This window comes from Gayadomonas joobiniege G7 (assembly GCF_000300815.1).
Taxonomy (GTDB): domain Bacteria; phylum Pseudomonadota; class Gammaproteobacteria; order Enterobacterales; family Alteromonadaceae; genus Catenovulum; species Catenovulum joobiniege.
In genome coordinates this window covers 337,455-354,803 of record NZ_AMRX01000006.1, presented here as the reverse complement: position 1 = coordinate 354,803, position 17,349 = coordinate 337,455, and the positions used below count along the sequence as shown (strand labels likewise).

Annotated in this window: 14 protein-coding genes and 1 pseudogene; 7 read left to right on the top strand and 8 right to left on the bottom strand. The window is 41.1% G+C overall.

What is annotated here, in order from left to right:
* Positions 1-26: 26 nt before the first annotated feature.
* The 6 genes and pseudogenes from C727_RS0108860 to C727_RS19915 all read right to left on the bottom strand — a co-directional run bounded on the left by C727_RS0108860 (position 27) and on the right by C727_RS19915 (position 6,678).
* Positions 27-974 (bottom strand): DUF4340 domain-containing protein, encoded by a 948-nt coding sequence (locus C727_RS0108860; RefSeq protein ID WP_017445276.1) that lies wholly within the window; start codon positions 972-974, stop codon positions 27-29.
* Between the two features lie 11 nt (positions 975-985).
* Positions 986-2,815, bottom strand: a complete 1,830-nt coding sequence (locus C727_RS0108855) for a Gldg family protein (RefSeq protein WP_017445275.1) — start codon at positions 2,813-2,815, stop codon at positions 986-988.
* Between the two features lie 12 nt (positions 2,816-2,827).
* A complete protein-coding gene (locus C727_RS0108850) occupies positions 2,828-3,556 on the bottom strand; it encodes an ABC transporter permease subunit (protein ID WP_017445274.1) in 729 nt (242 codons plus the stop codon).
* Positions 3,556-4,479 (bottom strand): ABC transporter ATP-binding protein, encoded by a 924-nt coding sequence (locus C727_RS0108845; RefSeq protein WP_017445273.1) that lies wholly within the window; start codon positions 4,477-4,479, stop codon positions 3,556-3,558. The genes C727_RS0108850 and C727_RS0108845 overlap by 1 nt, the downstream gene beginning before the upstream one ends.
* A gap of 240 nt (positions 4,480-4,719) precedes the next feature.
* Positions 4,720-5,667, bottom strand: a complete 948-nt coding sequence (locus C727_RS0108840; RefSeq protein ID WP_017445272.1) for a sensor domain-containing diguanylate cyclase — start codon at positions 5,665-5,667, stop codon at positions 4,720-4,722.
* A 7-nt stretch (positions 5,668-5,674) separates the two neighbouring features.
* Positions 5,675-6,678: pseudogene (locus tag C727_RS19915) on the bottom strand (response regulator).
* 175 nt (positions 6,679-6,853) lie between these two features.
* On the opposite strand from C727_RS19915, the gene C727_RS0108825 reads away from it, so the two are divergent.
* From C727_RS0108825 to C727_RS0108815, 3 genes are all read left to right on the top strand, one after another.
* Complete coding sequence (locus C727_RS0108825; RefSeq protein ID WP_026052644.1) at positions 6,854-7,813, top strand: acetylxylan esterase; 960 nt, start codon at positions 6,854-6,856, stop codon at positions 7,811-7,813.
* Positions 7,814-7,830: 17 nt separating this feature from the next.
* Positions 7,831-8,559 carry an esterase family protein gene (locus C727_RS0108820; RefSeq protein WP_026052643.1) on the top strand — a complete coding sequence of 243 codons (729 nt, stop codon included), beginning with the start codon at positions 7,831-7,833 and terminating at the stop codon, positions 8,557-8,559.
* An 88-nt stretch (positions 8,560-8,647) separates the two neighbouring features.
* Entirely contained in the window at positions 8,648-9,535 is an 888-nt protein-coding gene (locus C727_RS0108815) for a DUF3014 domain-containing protein (RefSeq protein ID WP_017445267.1), read from the top strand.
* A 2-nt stretch (positions 9,536-9,537) separates the two neighbouring features.
* Here C727_RS0108815 and C727_RS0108810 read toward each other — a convergent pair whose 3' ends face one another.
* Together C727_RS0108810 and C727_RS18240 are read right to left on the bottom strand one after the other, a co-directional pair.
* Positions 9,538-10,500 (bottom strand): general secretion pathway protein GspB, encoded by a 963-nt coding sequence (locus C727_RS0108810; RefSeq protein WP_017445266.1) that lies wholly within the window; start codon positions 10,498-10,500, stop codon positions 9,538-9,540.
* Between the two features lies 1 nt (position 10,501).
* Positions 10,502-12,154 (bottom strand): ExeA family protein, encoded by a 1,653-nt coding sequence (locus tag C727_RS18240; protein WP_040459262.1) that lies wholly within the window; start codon positions 12,152-12,154, stop codon positions 10,502-10,504.
* 73 nt (positions 12,155-12,227) lie between these two features.
* Between C727_RS18240 and C727_RS0108800 the strand changes: the two genes are divergently transcribed.
* The 4 genes from C727_RS0108800 (at position 12,228) to hisC (ending at position 17,348) form a co-directional block, all read left to right on the top strand.
* Positions 12,228-13,460 (top strand): multifunctional CCA addition/repair protein, encoded by a 1,233-nt coding sequence (locus C727_RS0108800; protein WP_017445264.1) that lies wholly within the window; start codon positions 12,228-12,230, stop codon positions 13,458-13,460.
* Between the two features lie 316 nt (positions 13,461-13,776).
* Positions 13,777-14,961, top strand: coding sequence for a hypothetical protein (locus tag C727_RS0108795; protein ID WP_017445263.1), 1,185 nt, complete (start codon positions 13,777-13,779; stop codon positions 14,959-14,961).
* A 12-nt stretch (positions 14,962-14,973) separates the two neighbouring features.
* Positions 14,974-16,284, top strand: a complete 1,311-nt coding sequence (hisD, locus tag C727_RS0108790; protein ID WP_017445262.1) for a histidinol dehydrogenase — start codon at positions 14,974-14,976, stop codon at positions 16,282-16,284.
* Positions 16,284-17,348 carry a histidinol-phosphate transaminase gene (gene hisC, locus C727_RS0108785; RefSeq protein ID WP_017445261.1) on the top strand — a complete coding sequence of 355 codons (1,065 nt, stop codon included), beginning with the start codon at positions 16,284-16,286 and terminating at the stop codon, positions 17,346-17,348. The genes hisD and hisC overlap by 1 nt, the downstream gene beginning before the upstream one ends.
* Position 17,349 lies beyond the last annotated feature (1 nt).

Genomic DNA, 17,349 nt, shown 5'->3' with positions numbered 1-17,349 from the left:
TTTAGTCGCAACTGGACTATGACAGGTTAGTCGACACTTTCCCCACCTTCACTGTCGGTGCTTTCAGCGTCATCTTCAATAAAATCAACGCGTGTTTTATTCAATTGTTCGGCAGACCAATCTGAAATTTTGAACTGCCAATGGTTATACGCCTCGGTACTAATATGTAGCCACCAATCATTTTCTTGCTGAACAAAGCTTAAAACTGTGCTGTTGGATTCAGGCTTAGTTAAACTGATCTCAAATGCTGCTTCATCAAATAATGTTTTTTGATACGGTGCAACTTGCTCAAAACTCAAGTTCTTGAGCGAGCGTGCGTAACTAGCCAAGGTTGGTGTACTTGCATAACTTTCATTGTTTTGATCAAAGTCGGCTAACAACCACTCACCTTCTTGTTTAACCGCTTGCCAACTTTGTTCAGCTTGTTTCACCGTCAATGTGGTGAATATATCCATATCTTTAATCAACTGAGTCTCTAACCAATCATTTGCATCATTCGGCCGACCTATAGCGGTATCAATCAGCCAGCTTTGAGGCTCACCGTCACGACGCACGTATAAACCAGCAGAAGTTTGTCGACCTAGATATAAGGTTTCGCTTTTATCTTGTTTAAAGTTTAATTTGATCTTTGTTGCGCTCTCAGCTAACCCTAATTTCGCGTAATTTTCACTTTTAGCGGTTTTATTTTCGATCACTTCACTGTCTATTAAACTTTGATACCAAGCACTGAGTTTGGACATATCAATAGGAAAATTAGCCGCATTGCGCATTATCCATTGCCCGTCTTGAAGTTCGGCGTGGATCACAGTTTCACCATTTTTTACAATTTCGATAGATTGTAAACTCGCACGATTCGCTGTCGTCACTGGGTGCCAGTCTTGTTGCTGAGTCGTTTGTTCCGGTTGTTGATCATTAAAAAATACAGCGACCAATACAGCCACTGCAATGAATAAAATTAAAATACTCTTCTGCATTGTCCGTCCCCTTAGGCTGCTAACTTACGTCGTTTGAATATCAGACGTAAAACAAACAATAAAAGCGTTAAAACAAGCGGTGCCACCACGACATTCAGTAGTTTTAACCAAGATCCTAATGATTCAATATCCTTATTCAACTGATGGCGAACTTGCCGTAACTGCTGCCGTATTTCATTACGCTGTTGAATAAAGTCATTAATTGCTTGCTCTTGCTCAGCCGATAATAACAGTGCCCCATCACTTTCTGATTGTTGCAATTCAGTCAGTTTTTGTTCTGTTTTTTGCAACTCTTGCTGAAGTGCCGCCTCGCGGGATCGGAATTTTGCTTCAGCTGCCAATTGCAAATCTTTTACTTTTTCGAACGGCCTTGAAAAACGCCCGCGCGCTCGAATTGAAATCAGTGCTGGATCTCCACTCATAAACTCACTGAGGTTGGCCACAAAGCTCCCATTGTCAGCAAACGGCGTAAGAATGGTTTGATTAAAGAGCTGATTTTTTCGAACCCAAAACCTGTCACTCAATAAATCAGTGTCCATAACTAGAACTAAATTAGCTTCTTGTTGCGAGCCAATAAAGGTTTCTTTTTGTTCATCCGATACTGTGTCCGTATAGGCTGAGTCCAGTGTTCCCTGCACCAATGCCGCCAATATATGCGCTTTTTGCTCACCGTCAGCGACCGGCAGCGCGGCGGGATCGGACTGGCTAAAATAGCGAGATTTTTCTAATAGGATGGCTTTGTTCGAGCTGGTTAACAAAGGTTTAAGCTGGTAGCTTTGATTCTCATCCTTTAAAATAGCGCCAAAAGAAGCACCGTTTAGCGTTTCTAATTGCTCTGTCATCAAGGAGTCATTTGAAATATTGTCCGAAGTTAATCCCAAATAACCAGGGTGGCGCACTGAACCGCCATTGCCACTGCTGATCTCTAGCGCATTTTGCATATCTAACACGACATGCTCTAAATCAACTTTTAAGCCCCATCCTGCCAATAAATCTGCGGTCGCCGAACCATCAACATAAGCGCTGCTAAAATCAGATTCACTATTTGGATCGACAAAAATAATGCTATGTCCACCAGCCATCACGTATTGATCGATTTGATAGGCTAATTCATCTGATAATTGATTTGCTTGAATCAAAATCAAAAGGTCGGTTTCTTCTGGCAGGCTTTCAGCTTCACCCGACAACAACTCCACCTGGTAATTTTGTCTCAGTTGTTGATAAAAAGCCCAAGGCTGTTGCCGATTGTAAGCCATCATTGGGTTCATCCCTTGACTTTGACCACTGATATTTAAATCGCTAATCAGAGTAATCTTTGCTTTTTCCGGATTTATTAGCTGATACAATAAACGACTGATGTCGTATTCAAGACCAGCCTCTTGGTTAGGATCAAAAAATGCGATACTGTCTTGCTCACCAACCGCATTACGTGCAGCTAACCCAAAATATATGCTTTCCCCTTGTGGCCCAATGGGCGCAGCGGACAAATTAAAACTGGCTGCTTGATCTTCCGCTTCGGAAAACGGTTCAGGATCAATGATACTTAGTTTTATTTTTCCGCCACTGTTTTGTTGGTAAGTTTTTAACAGATGCTCTACCCGGTCAGCATAACTGCGTAACTGTGTTAAACCGGCCGATGTTTTATCCGAAAAATAAAAGTATAAGTGGATGGGTTCATCTATCTTTTTCAGAATCTTTTTTGAGCCATCTGATAAACTATAAACCTGACCTTCGGTTAAATCAGCACGGTACTCGGTTAAATATTGATCATTAAAATAGGCTGCACCAAAAAATAAAATGAAGAGCGCAGCAATTAACACGATAAACTGTATTTTTTTCATCTTACACCCTGTTTAAGCAGATTTTTTATTATTTAAAACAGCACCCGCAATGAGTAACCATAAAGTGCTCACTAATATAAAATAAGTCACATCAGAGGCCGCCACTACACCTTTAGATAAAGCTTCAAAATGGTTTAAAAAACCCATTGACGAAAGCGTGTCTAACACCACAGATGGGAGTAATGTTTGTAAACCTTGGGTAAAAATAGAGCTGCCAATTAATAAATAAATAAAACAAACCACCACAGATAAAATAAAAGCGATAACTTGGTTTTGTGTACAAGCAGACATGCAGCAACTAATAGCAACATACGCACCCGCTAATAACCAACTTGCTAGATACGAGGTTAAAATCGCTGGGTGATCAGGCTCTCCTAAATAACCAGCGGTTAGCCACAAAGGAAAGGTCAATGCCAAAGCAAGCCCTAAGACCAACCAAATGGCAAAAAACTTAGCCAGTACAGCTTGCCAAACTTTTACAGGTAACGTCATTAAAAGTTCGATTGAGCCAGATTTTATTTCTTCCGCCCAAGATTTCATTGCCAAAGCAGGCGCTAAAAATAGATATAACCAAGGCAAATAGTTAAAAAACGGACCTAGGTCTGCTTGTCCGCGCTCATAAAAGTTACCTAAATAAAAGGTAAATACAGCCGCCAATGATAAAAATATAAGCATAAAAACATAAGCGACTGGCGTTGCAAAAAAGCTAACAAATTCACGTTTAAAAATTGCAAAAAACATTATGCGGCCTCCTCTGTTAATTGTCGGAAGACCTTGTCAAGCGGTTCTGAATCTAAATACATTGCATTCACCTGCCAACCTTGTAGATGAACTAAATCTAAAATTTGTGAGAACAAGCCGTTATAATTGGCATCTGAGGTTACTTCGACTGTATTATTGTCTAATGTATTCACTGTTTTTACTCCAGGTGCCAATTTAAGTTGCGAAATATCAGGCAAACCTGCTTCAAACTCTATCTTCACTGTTTGGTTTTGCTGAGCAAGGCTACGCAAAGCTTGAGTATTATCATCAAAAACCTTTTTACCTTTAGCAATAATGACTGCTCGATTACAAACGGCTTCAACTTCTTCTAAAATATGAGTCGAAATGATGACAATTTTTTCTTTAGCGAGATTTTTTATCAGGTTACGAACTTGATGTTTTTGATTAGGGTCTAGTCCATCGGTGGGTTCATCCAAAATCAAAATCTGAGGGTCATGAATTAAAGCTTGTGCTAAACCAACTCGGCGTTTATAACCTTTAGATAGCGTCTCTATTGTTTTATTTAGCATTTTATCAAGTTCAACCTGCTGGCAAACACGTGCTAATGCTGTCTTTTTCTGTTTTCCTTTTAATCCACGTGCTTCTGCAATAAAGTTTAAAAACTCTATCACTGTCATATCGGCATATGCTGGGGCGCCTTCTGGTAAATATCCAATTACTTTTTTAGCTGAAATGTCATCAGCCTGAATATCTTTATCATTAATCACTATGTTTCCACTTGATGGGGACATAAAACCTGTGATCATCTTCATGGTGGTTGATTTGCCAGCGCCATTAGGCCCTAAAAAACCAACAATATCACCAGCGTTTATCGTTAAGTTGAGCTGATCAACAGCTATAAAGTCACCAAACCGTTTTGTTAGATTTTTTATTTGTATCACGGATGATTGCTCCATTTAGTTTATTAAATATAAAAAAGACTAAAGTGCATTTTTGGCTGCATTCTTTTATGTTATTGGGCATAACTATAGAACGCTTTGATCCGACGTGCTTGATTTTATTGACAGGTGTGTAAAATCCGCGCACCAAATCATCCCTTAGATAGGTGCAAATAATCTTTAGTTCAAGATTTAAAATCGAATTTTTATCTATTTAAACAAGAGTGTATAAAAAATAGCTTGTTAATCAGCCAAGTTAATGCAGTCGCGGCCCTGGTGTTTAGACTGGTAAAGTGCTTTATCAGCCAGTTCTAACCAAATTTCTGCACTGGTATAGTGTTGTGAATATTCAGCAATTCCGATACTCACTGTATATTTAATTTGCTCACCTTGGTAACGAATGACTTGCTGGCGGATAACATCTAACAGACGTTCCGCTAATATCTTTGCTTGCTGTTTATCTGCATTAAATAACAACAAAGAAAATTCTTCACCGCCAAATCGCCCAGCGATATCAGTTTCGCGGATACAATCACGAATACAATCCGCTGTATTTTTAATGACTAAATCACCAGCACTATGGCCATAACTATCATTGATCTTTTTAAAGTGGTCTATATCAAACAAAATAAGAGAGCAGGCATCTGGCTGTCGCTGCAAGCGTTTAAATTCCAGATAAAAACGCTCTTGCCAATAACCACGATTGAATAGCCCGGTCATTTTATCAATCCTTGATAAAATGGTCAGCTGATTGTTGACAGCCTTTAATGCTTGCCGATGAACTGCAACATCTGTGACATCATATATAATAAGCCCAACACAATCGACTTCGCCGGCGCTTGATTTTAACGGGATTAGAGTTGAGTTTTGATACATAAACTCAGCTGTGCCCGTTATAGGACGGTAATTTTTAAATTTAAATAAATAGGGACGTTGCTCCCAAGTGGTAAATGCTCGTGTATTTAACGTAAATACGCTTTCTGCTTTTTGTTTAAACCAGCTTTTGGGGATTTCGTCAAAAACGTCAAACAGACATTTATCTTTAACATCAGCCGGATGCAGCCCACTGTGGCTTTCCATAAAGTTATTCCAAAGCTGAATATTGTATTCCCTGTCCAACACAACTAAACCGACATCGACATTTTGTAATAATGTCATTAACGAATGTACTTGTTTAAACTGATCGGACATAGGTGAACTAATCCTCTAACAAATAATTTATCTTATTATTTAATACGGGAATTGAATCTTCAGTAAACAATAATAATAAATCACAATTAATATTATAGCCGTCGATTTGGTAGCTGATTTCAACCGCCAAGGTTTTAGACCAGCGATAATGATTAGGTTGAATCAGTTCGGAAAGATTGACATGCTGACCAAGCACACTTGGGTGGCCTTGCATAAATCCGACGTCCAGTTGTTCACCGAACCCATGCAAAAATGCCCCCACCAAGATATTGGCAATATCCATTAAAAATTCAAGTTCGTGCGAATGCACTTCTGCTTCTTGGTAATTGAGTAAGCGACTGATATCGCTAAAGCTGGTATCATTAAAAATCAGTAAAGCTTCACCGGCGATACCATCACCAATAAACCCCTGACAGACGCCTGAGACACTATCATCTTTGTGCACTCCGGTCAGCGCCATCCGCAACTCATTAACTTCAATCAGGTTAACCTGCGGGATAGGTAAAATCACTTTTACTTTAAGTAAACGTGCTAACAAATCAGCTGCTTGGCCCATGGCCACATTGCTGATTTCTTGGTAACAGTCGCGCTGTTCTTCGTCTATTGAAAACTTTACTTCATCTTGCACAGCTCAGCTCGCATCAATCAGAGAATTCCGAATTTAGTCAGTACTTCCCTGATCTTGTCTTTCGAGGCTGGCTTTTTGATAAAATCCAATGCACCATTTGCCATTACCTCTTGATAGGCTTCTGGTTGGATATCACCAGAAACTACAATTACCATAGTATTTATGTCATTTTTTCGGATCACCTTGAGAGTTTCAAAACCGTCTAATACTGGCATGGTTAAATCTAAAAACAATAGCTCCCCTTTGCCTTCCTCTATTGCCTGTAAGGCTTCTTCTCCATTACACGCATAGCTAATCTCAGCATCCAGTTCAGCAGGTACTGCTCTTGCCATTTGTTTTCTAGCAAAACTTGAGTCATCGCATATTAAAATTGATAAGGCCATATCCAATCAAAACAAAAAATGTTGGGTAATAATCAATGAGATATAGTGTTCTTTACTTTCACCTAATAAGCAAGGGTTAAATAAAATTATTTGAGCATTTTTAAATCTAATACTGATTTAAATCATAAAGGCTGTTAGATTAAGTTCATAACACTAAACGACTAACTAGTTTTTTATGTCACACAATTCGAGATTCGACTTTGATCCCGGGTATGGATACACCCTGGATGAACTGTTAAAGATAAGACGACCAGCAACACCAGACAATTTTGAAGCATTCTGGCGCGCACGATTGGTCAAAACCTTAAGTATCGCCCCTCATCCTAACATTCAAGATTTGGGTCTGACGCGCGATAATTTGCGTGTATTTGATATTCAATTCCGCTCAACCAATAACGCCGTAATTGGGGGGTGGTTATGTCTGCCAGCTTCAGGCCAGATCAAACGTGGTTTTGTGATTGGCCATGGTTATGCAGGTCGATCCGAACCAGATTTTGATTTGCCGTTTAATCATGATAGCGCACTGCTGTTTTTATGTTGTCGCGGCATTTCAAAAAGTCCGTTTGAAAATGTTTCTAGCCAACCCCAATGGCATGTGTTACATGATATAGATAAACCAAGGCGTTATATCTTACGCGGTTGTGTAGAAGATACCTGGGCGGCAGTGAGTTGTTTGTTAAGGTTATTTCCAAATTTATCTGGCCACATTGGATTATTAGGCATTAGTTTTTCTGGTGGTATCGGGATGATTGCCGCGGCATTTGATGCAAGAATAAAAAAAGCACACTTTAATGTGCCAAGTTTTGGCAACCAGCCATTAAGGCTGAATTTAAAAAGCACAGGCAGTGCAGCTTCGGTACAGCTTTATTATAAGCGCCACCCAGAAATTGCTGAGCTCACCCTCCCTTTTTATGACGCGGCAATTGCGGCATCATTTGCCAAAATCCCGATACATATCGCCGCCGCACTTTCAGATCCTGTGGTCGCTCCGCCGGGGCAATTTGCGATTTACAACGCTTTAAACTGTACTAAAAAACTATTTGTACTCACCGAAGGGCATAGTGAGTATGACAAACAAAAAGAAGAACAAGATCTCTTGATTGAAGAGCTAGGTGATTTTTTTCAAGATCTGTAATGGAAGGCAGGTATTTAATGCAACGAGAATATCACAAGTGGTGGAGTAACCACCTGCAGCGTGACATGGAATTATTAGTGTTTGGACATGCCGGTAAAAAAGTATTGGTATTTCCAACGCGTGGCGGGCGTTTTTATGAATACGAAAATCTACGTATTACCGACCGCTTAAAAGAAAAAATTGAACAAGGCAAAATCCAACTCTTTTGTGTAGATGGAATAGACGGAGAATCTTTTTATTGTTTTTGGGCCCATCCTAGTGGCCGTATTGCTCGCTATGTTGCATATGAAAACTATATTTTAAATGAAGTACTCCCCTTTATGGATGGTAAAAACGATCACCCCGTCAGAGTCTCTCATGGGTGTAGTTTAGGGGCTTTTCATGCCGCTAATATAGCATTTAGGCATCCGCAGCACTTTTCTGAACTAGTCGCTTTTAGTGGTCGCTTCGATCTCACATTGAACGTTGAATACTTCAAAGACTTATTTGATGGGTATTATAACGAGGACGTTTATTTTAATACCCCAACTCATTTTTTACCCAATATTCAAGATCCTGAGATCCTAAACCAACTAAAACAAATGAAAATTGTTTTAGTCATAGGTGAGGAAGATCCTTTTTATCAAAATAATCGTAATTTAAGTGACATATTACGCCGTAAAAAAATCCGCCATCAAATTTACGTTTGGGCGGAACGTGCTCACCGTGGCTATTATTGGCGGCGAATGGCACCGATTTATCTTTAACCTGATTATGAACTTTTATTTTTTTCAATCAGTCCTACACTTTACATATTCCTTATCGACCGTTTAAGTTGTAACAATGGAGAAACCTATGCAAAAAAACGATAATTCCTCTCCGACTGAAAGTAAGTCTAAAATTGCATTGAGTGTGGTTGCAGGCCTCGTTATTGTTGCTAGCGCTATCTACTTTATGAATTCAGATTCAGATGAGCAAGAGCCGGTAAAAACTGAACAGCCAGCTAAAATACCCGATATGTCCAAACCTCAAATCGAAGAAAAACCGCAAGTAGAACCGAAAGTCGAACCTGAACCAGAGCCTGAACCTCTACCAGAGCCCGAACCTTTGCCTGAGCCTGTGGTTGAAGTTGAAAAACCGAAAAAACCTGAGCTGCCACCATTGCAAGACAGTGATCCTGTGGTTAAAGCTGATTTAAGCCAAGCGTATCAGCAGGAATCAATTAGCAAAATCAATTTTGTTAACAAAGATTTATTAAGAAATTTTGTGGTATTTATTGATAACGCAGCGCGAGGCGACTTATTGCAGTCGAGAAGTCCAGTGACGCCTCCTAAAGAAAAGTTTAAAGTTCAGCCAACAGACGATGGCGACTATTTATTAGATCCAGCTTCGTACCAAAGATATACCCCTTATGTAAATTTATTCACGCAGCTCGATAGCGCCACCATGTTAGACTATTTAAATAAATATCAACCACTGATTAACGAAGTTTATGAAGAAATTGGTTACCCTAATTCTAGCTTTAAACAGACTTTAATTAGGGCAATAGACGACGCGTTAGCAGCGCCTGTTATTGAAGGGGACATCAAATTAGTCGCCCCTTCAGCAATGTATAAGTTTGCCGACCCTGAATTAGAGTCACTATCTGATTTGCAAAAAATGATGATTCGCATGGGGCCAGATAACCAGCTTAAAATTCAAGCTGCGCTTAAGCGATTAAAAGATCAACTTAACCAAGAATAAAATCACCAACTAGATAATGCCGGCAGCGAAAAACTTTTGTTTTGATAACTCAACTCAACATGCTGCCGGTCAATTTTTTCTAATTTAAGGCCGGGCGCAATTATTTGGCCTTCTCTAACGATCTTGTTATTTACTTTTACCCAACGCTGTTTAGCTTCACTAGAATAAATATGCATCTGAAAATCCAGATTAGGAATTAAACGACCAAAACTATCTGGCAGACTGGTTAAGGCGGGTACTTTATTGACGCCGCCCAGAGATTTTGAAATTTGTTCATCAGACAATGACATCGTTTGATCAACGGCTTGTTGAAACCTTTTTAAAAGTTCGCTATCGATCCCGCTGTTTTCGCTAGCGCTCTGTGTGTTAGACAAAGGCTCTGCTTCTGTTTTCTGATTGTTTGATGGTTTATTTACTACCGCATCGTTCTGTGTGGTGGACGATGGTTGTTTTGTTGGCTGACTGGATGTTTGTTCTACCTGTTTGGCTTTTTGATTTGCAGGATCACTATCTTGCTGATTTGCTATCTCAGTCTGCGACTGAGCAAAGTTTGTTTGTTCTGCCACCGCAGAGCCAATTTGAATATCAGCCAGAGTGCTGGTATCTGTCGACTTAACAACGAACGCTTGATCTGATTTGCCGACAACTTGCTGTTGCAATTCACCGGTTGCTAACCTTTGTGAATTGTTTTCTTCACTGTGCTCGGTTACACCTGCCTCAGGTTGTATTTTACTTAGAACAGTACTAGGCACAGTGGGTTGATTTTGCCGTTCTGGCTTGTGAGAAGCAAAATAATAACCGCAGATAAACGCCGTTATACCGATTAGCAGCAAGCTCACTATCGTTTTTGCACGGCCTGACTTATGCTCATGCTCACTGCTATCGGCATAGATAGCTTGGGGCACACCTGACTCAACTGAGTCAGATTGGCTTTTTTTATTTAATGCATCAAGAAGAAAAGACATATTATTCCTGCAAAAGTTTAGGCGTATGCTGCAATGACAATTGTTGTATGCTGATTAAAGTGTCGATGTCGGCAAAAGGGGTCAAACTTAGGCCGTGTTGGCGCTGAAAACGATTAAGCTTTTGGCTTAGCTGACTATCAAATGTGGTCACTTTGCGCCGTGTCTGCTGCAATAAAACGGACAGTTGATTTTCTAACCACTGAATTTGAGTAACAGAACTATTTGCATTAATTTGTTGGCCGCTCAATACCCTGGGCGGTTGCCAAAATAAAATTGCTTGGCCACGCCAATTTGACGCTAACCAGTTAGTCTCGACAGTGACAGATTTTTGCTGTGCCGAAAGTTGATAACGAATGTTTGAGCCTGGTGCTGATTTTGGAGCAATTATTTGCTCTAATAACGCATACTGAATTTGGTTTTTATCGTTATTTAATTCTAAAACCATAGGGATATTTAAATGAGCCAATTGGCTAACACTGCCACGCCATTTCGCACAGCTTAGTTCAAACGATTGAATCTGCTCGCAAATATCACCTGAATCTGGTTCAATCGAAACTTGCCATACGGATGCTAAGTTTTTCATTGCCGTATTTACACCAGCACTCGGCAGCGGATATTGCGCTTGCTCACTCATCCGTGTTTGCTGATCTGTTTTATCCACACTTTGAGGCGGGCTATCATAATTAAGTGTTGAGTGTTTTGCTTGCTCAGTCTGTTCGCTTTTTTCACCAACAGGTTGCATCAACCAAAGCTGATAACTGGTATACAGCGCCAAAGCACTGAGTGCACAGACAGATAGAATAGCGCCAACTTTTAGCCAAGTTTTTCCGGCGTTTGATGGGCTCTCGTAATCAAGGGCTTCTTTGGCGGCCTGCTCTACGATTTGACGATCAACTTTGTCTTGTTGTTTAACATAAGCCCCCATCAGCGCCCGATCACATAACAAATTTATAATTCTAGGAATGCCTTGGCTTATTTGATAAATGCGTTTAATCGAACTTCGGGTAAATACCGCACGCGGGCAACCGGCAACTTGCATTCTGTGGTTGATATAAAAAGCGACTTGGTTTTCATCAAGTGGCAATAAATGATATCTAGCCGTGATCCGTTGCGCTAACTGCCTGAGCTCTTGGCGTTTTAATAAAGCCTGTAATTCGGGTTGGCCAATTAATATTACCTGCAATAATTTACGAGTATTCGTTTCTAAGTTGGTCAATAATCTTAATTGCTCTAGAACTTCAGCTCTTAAATGCTGAGCTTCATCAATAATTAACAGGCAGCGCTGATCATTTTTTTGCGCAGTTAACAAATAGGCTTTTATCGCATCTGTTAGCACCTTAACTGACGTATTAGTTGCATCATATTTGATATTAAATTCATCGCATATACTGGCTAACAGTTCCCATTGCGAAAGCCCTGGGTTCAGCACAAAAGCAACTTGGGTGTTTTCGGGAATTTGGGCCAGCAGCGCCCGTGAGACAGTCGTTTTACCTGTCCCAACTTCCCCAGTTAAAAGCACAAAACCGCCCGTTTCGTTTAAACCAAACATTAAGTGAGCGAGCGCTTCTTTATGACGCTCACTCATATATAAATATTCTGGGTTGGGGGCTATTGAAAATGGAATTTCATTTAAGCCAAAAAATCCTTGGTACATAAGTATTATTTTATCTGCCGGTATGTTTGGCGTTATAGTAGGCTGGTTCGTGGCAAATTTAAAGGGTTGATGCATGCAGAAATATTTAGTTGGCGGCGCCGTTCGTGATCGGCTATTAAATATTGAGGTTAAAGATAGAGATTGGGTTGTTGTTGGCGTAACGCCTAAACAGATGTTAGACGCTGGATATCAACAAGTTGGCGCTGACTTTCCGGTTTTTTTACATCCAGAGAATGGTGAAGAATATGCACTGGCGCGAACCGAACGTAAAAGTGGTCGTGGTTATAATGGCTTTATTTGTGACGCTTCGCCTGATATCAGTATAGAAGATGACCTTGCACGACGAGATTTAACTATTAATGCCATTGCTGAAGATGAAAATGGCGATCTGATCGATCCTTGGGGCGGCCTAAATGATTTAAACAATAAAGTTTTACGCCATGTTAGTCCGGCGTTTTCAGAAGATCCGCTGAGAGTCTTAAGAGCCGCTCGATTTGCTGCTCGGTTTGCTCATTTAGGGTTTAAAATTGCTCCAGAAACAAGTGAACTTATGCAACAGATGAGCCTGTCAGGCGAGCTGATCGAGCTCACCCCAGAGCGAGTATTCGGCGAACTTGAAAAAGCATTGTGTAGTCAGACGCCGCGTGCCTTTTTTGAAGTGTTGCGAAAAACAAAAGCGCTCGCTGAAATACTTCCGGAGTTAGATCGCTTATGGGGCATTCCGAATCCTGTTAAATGGCACCCCGAAATTGATACTGGCCTGCACACTATGTTGGTTCTAGAGCAAATTTGTCTGCTCAACGATAAACCGGAAGTTCGCTTTGCGGCTTTATGCCACGATTTTGGTAAAGCCAAAACAGATCCAAAATACTGGCCTTCTCACCCTGGCCATGAAAAAGCCGGTGTTGCTGTTATTGAAGCCTTGGCGGAGCGAATCCCCTTGCCAAATCGCTATTTAAGCCTGGCTAAACTCGCTAGTGAGTACCATTGCCATTTGCACAAGGTCACTGAGCTACGCCCGAGTACCCTGCTAAAACTCTTTAACCGTTTTGATGTCTGGCGTAAAGCAGAACGTTTTGAACACTTTTTAGATGTCTGCGAAGCCGATGCCCGTGGCCGCACAGGATTGGAAGATAGACCCTATCCACAAAAAGACTATATGAAAAAAGCGCTCAGTGAGGTGCAATCAGTTTCCGCTCGCAGCTTTGTTGAAGCCGGTTATCAGGGTGCCCAAATTAAACAACAAATGGAGCAAGCTAGACTAGAAAAGTTAAAACAACTAAAAGTCAGCTGGCAAAGCCAATAAAGCAGCCTTTAAGCTTGCTTTTAGCAGCCCGATAAGATATTTTAAGGTTGTTGATTTTTATAGGAAAAGACTATGACACTTTTATGCAAGGCGGGTTTACATCATTCTCATTATTATTTCTGAGCCTTCAGTGTCATCGGAAGGCTAGAGAGTGGCCTTGCGGAAATCAAAAAAGATTATTGAGCCCCCGGAAGGTAACGTCCGGGGGCTTTTTTTTGTGCCAAAGACGACAAGCACGAGACAATCACGTATAATTGCGAGCTTTTACTTTAACTCGTACTATCGGTTTAACATACAACAAGAAAGGTAACGACAGATGTCAATTTACGACGCTGTTATGGCAGTACCCAGAAGCGGTCGAACATTTGAAAATTTTATCCAAAAATTCAGTCGTCAAGCGACAGGATTAACGCACTCTGATGAATTGATTAAAGCCGTTAAAGCCGGTAAAAAGCACAAACATCAGGATTATCAGATCGCACGACAATATTTAGACTCAATTCAGGACTCGCCAGTCGCCAGTCATTTGGGTATGTTTATTGACAGAAAACGCGAAGAACGTCCTTATCGGGTCGGTTTTTTAGGTGCAGATGTCAAATTAGACGATATTCGGATCCGTCTTGAAGGTGATGAGCCCCACAATTGTTCGTCACTGGTTGGTTTAGGTGAAGCCGATATTGCCGTGGCGGGCCTAGATGAATTATTGGCTGTGACGCATAACTCACTGAATTCATCCGCGACCAAATGGGGCATGTATAACTATAATTTAAAAAAAGAACATAAAGTTCGCATAGCCGGGTCGGCCATGTTAACCCGTTATAATGATGTGGTGCAGCGTGATGTACAGGATATGGTGGGGTTCTTTTTAATTGCAAAACAAAAACCTAAAGATGACAGCAGCGGATACCCAAAAGATTATCTGGCACATCTTGAACACCATAAAAACAAGGTGTTTGTAAAAGGTCGCTATGCTGAAAAAGTACACAAAAGCTATCCAAAACTAAATATCGAACCCGTACACGATGTTGAAGATGCAGTGAATGACAGCGAAACGGGCGACGTCGGTTTAGAAATCGTGCAAACCGGTTCAACGTTACGGCGCAAAAATTTGGTTTTGTTAGGTGCACCGTTATTTTTATCTGAAAGTTTATACGTTGTCGATTATTACAAATACAACAAAAAACATGATGAAGGCCTAATTCAACTATTAGATAAACTCGAACCTGTCGGTTATTTTGAAGAGCAGCGACTGTTTCAATTTGCCTGTTGGTATCATGCTTTGCAAGAAAACTTAGGCGACAATTGGATCAACAAACCGAATATTGTTGATATCTTTTGTAGCCAACAAGACGCAGTACGAGGGTTGCGCCCGTACAGCTTAAAAACCCGCTATTGGACCCCATCTGACAGTTATAAAAGGGACGATGCGTTTCGTTTTGTCGATGAATCTTTGGCTCAACTGGATGAGATTTATCAGCAGGTCATAAATGGCCGTTTGTAAGTGGAGATTATGATGCAAACCTTGATTTGGAATCAGTTAAGCCAATCTGAGCAGCAAGCGGTGCTAGCACGCCCTGCCCTTGGCGATAGCCAACAATTAAAAAATACAGTCAGCGGCATTATCCAACAAGTAAAAGAACAAGGCGACGCCGCTTTGTTCGAACTTGCGCAAAAATTTGATGGCCTTGACTTAACTAGCTTAAAAGTTGAACAAGCGGCGATTGATAATGCAGCCGATGAATTATCGGCCGAAGTAAAATCGGCTATTGACCTAGCCCACGGCCAAATCAAACGATTTCACGACGCACAAAAAACCCAAACGTTAACAGTTGAAACCAGCCCAGGTGTGGTTTGCGAATTACATACCCAGCCGATTGAAGCGGTTGGTTTGTATATTCCAGGCGGTACAGCCCCTTTGCCATCTACCGTATTAATGTTAGCGACACCAGCACGTATCGCTGGCTGCAAACGATTAGTGTTAATGACACCGCCAGGCAAAGAAGGCCAGATCAAAGCTGAAATACGCTATGCTGCTAAGGTGTGTGGTGTTGATGAAATTTATTTGTCGGGCGGTGCTCAAGCAATTGCTGCGCTCGCTTATGGCACCGAAAGCATTAAAAAAGTGAACAAAATATTTGGTCCCGGCAATAGCTTTGTGACCGAAGCAAAACAGCAAGTGAGCCAAGACCACGCAGGCGCGGCGATTGATATGCCAGCAGGCCCGTCAGAAGTATTAGTGATTGCTGATGATAAAGCCGATCCAGATTTTGTCGCTGCCGATTTACTGTCGCAAGCAGAGCACGGAAAAGATTCTCAGGTGATTTTAGTTACCGACAGCCAAGCGCAAGCAAACGCTTGCCAGCAAGCCGTTGAAAAACAATTAGCGCAATTACCGCGCAAAGACATTGCCAGCGGCGCTTTATCTCATAGCCGAGTTATTATTACAGAGTCGCTAGAAGAGTCGGTAACTGTTAGCAATTTATATGCACCTGAACATTTAATTGTGCAAACTGAAAACGCACGTGCCCTGTTACCAAAACTGGAAAATGCCGGCTCTATCTTTTTAGGTGCTTGGTCACCCGAATCTGCAGGTGATTATGCCAGTGGCACTAACCACGTGCTACCCACGTATGGGTACACTAAAACCTATAGCAGTTTAAGCCTCGCTGATTTTAGCAAACGCTACACAGTTCAAGAGTTAACTGAAGAAGGTTTAAATTCAATTGGCCCTGCCATTATGGCGTTAGCCGAAGCCGAAAGCTTGCAAGCGCATAGTAATGCGGTCGGTGTTCGTTTGCAAAAAAGTAAACAAGGAAATGAATGATGACGACTTTGGCTAAATCCTTAACCAAAAATAATATCCGTGACCTAGTGCCTTACGCATCGGCTAGACGCAGCATGTCGGGTGGCAATATCTGGTTAAATGCCAACGAATCTCCGTTTGCAAACGAATACCATTTGGACAGTTCGGTATTAAATCGATACCCAGATTTCCAACCACCTGAGTTAATTAAAGCTTACGCTAACTATGCTGGTGTACAAACTGATCAAGTATTAGCTAGCCGCGGCGCTGATGAAGCCATTGAACTGCTAATCAGAACATTTTGCGAATACGATGAGCAAGTTTTAATCTGCCCGCCAACTTATGGTATGTATGCGATTAGTGCTCAAACCTGTGGTATTGAGGTTAAAAAAGTTCCGCTAAAAACAGACTTTAGCCTCGATATAGAAAATATAAAAGCCGCTAAAAATAAGGTTAAAGTCGTTTTTATATGTGCGCCAAATAATCCAACCGGTACCTTAGTTAACCACGAGCAAATTAAACAAGTTTTAGAGATTTTTAAAAACACTGCGATAGTGGCTGTGGATGAAGCCTATATTGAATATGCGAGTGAGCAAACAGTGGCTAGCTGGATAGCAAAATACGATAACTTAGCCGTCATGCGCACCCTGTCAAAAGCTTTTGGTTTAGCGGGTATCCGCTGTGGTTTTACATTAGCCAATCGCGATATTATCGAAGCCATGAGTAAAGTGATCCCACCTTACCCAATTAGCTGGCCAGTTGCACAAATCGCTTGCCAGGCATTAACCGAAAGTGGTTTAGCCAAAATGGCCGAGCAAAAAGCCATAGTGCTGGCGCAAAAAGAGCGCATTCAGACTGCATTAGATAAAGCTGACTATGTTTATGAACAGATTGACAGTGCATCAAACTTTATTATGTTTCGTAGTCAAGCTAAAAAAGCATTGTTTGCAGCCTTTTTAGACGCCGGCATTTTAATCCGCGATTATTCTGGCCAAATTATGTTAGACAATAGTTTACGAATTTCAATCGGTTCACAAGCTGACACCGATGCAGTGATTGCCGTATTAGAGGCATTTAAAGGTTAAC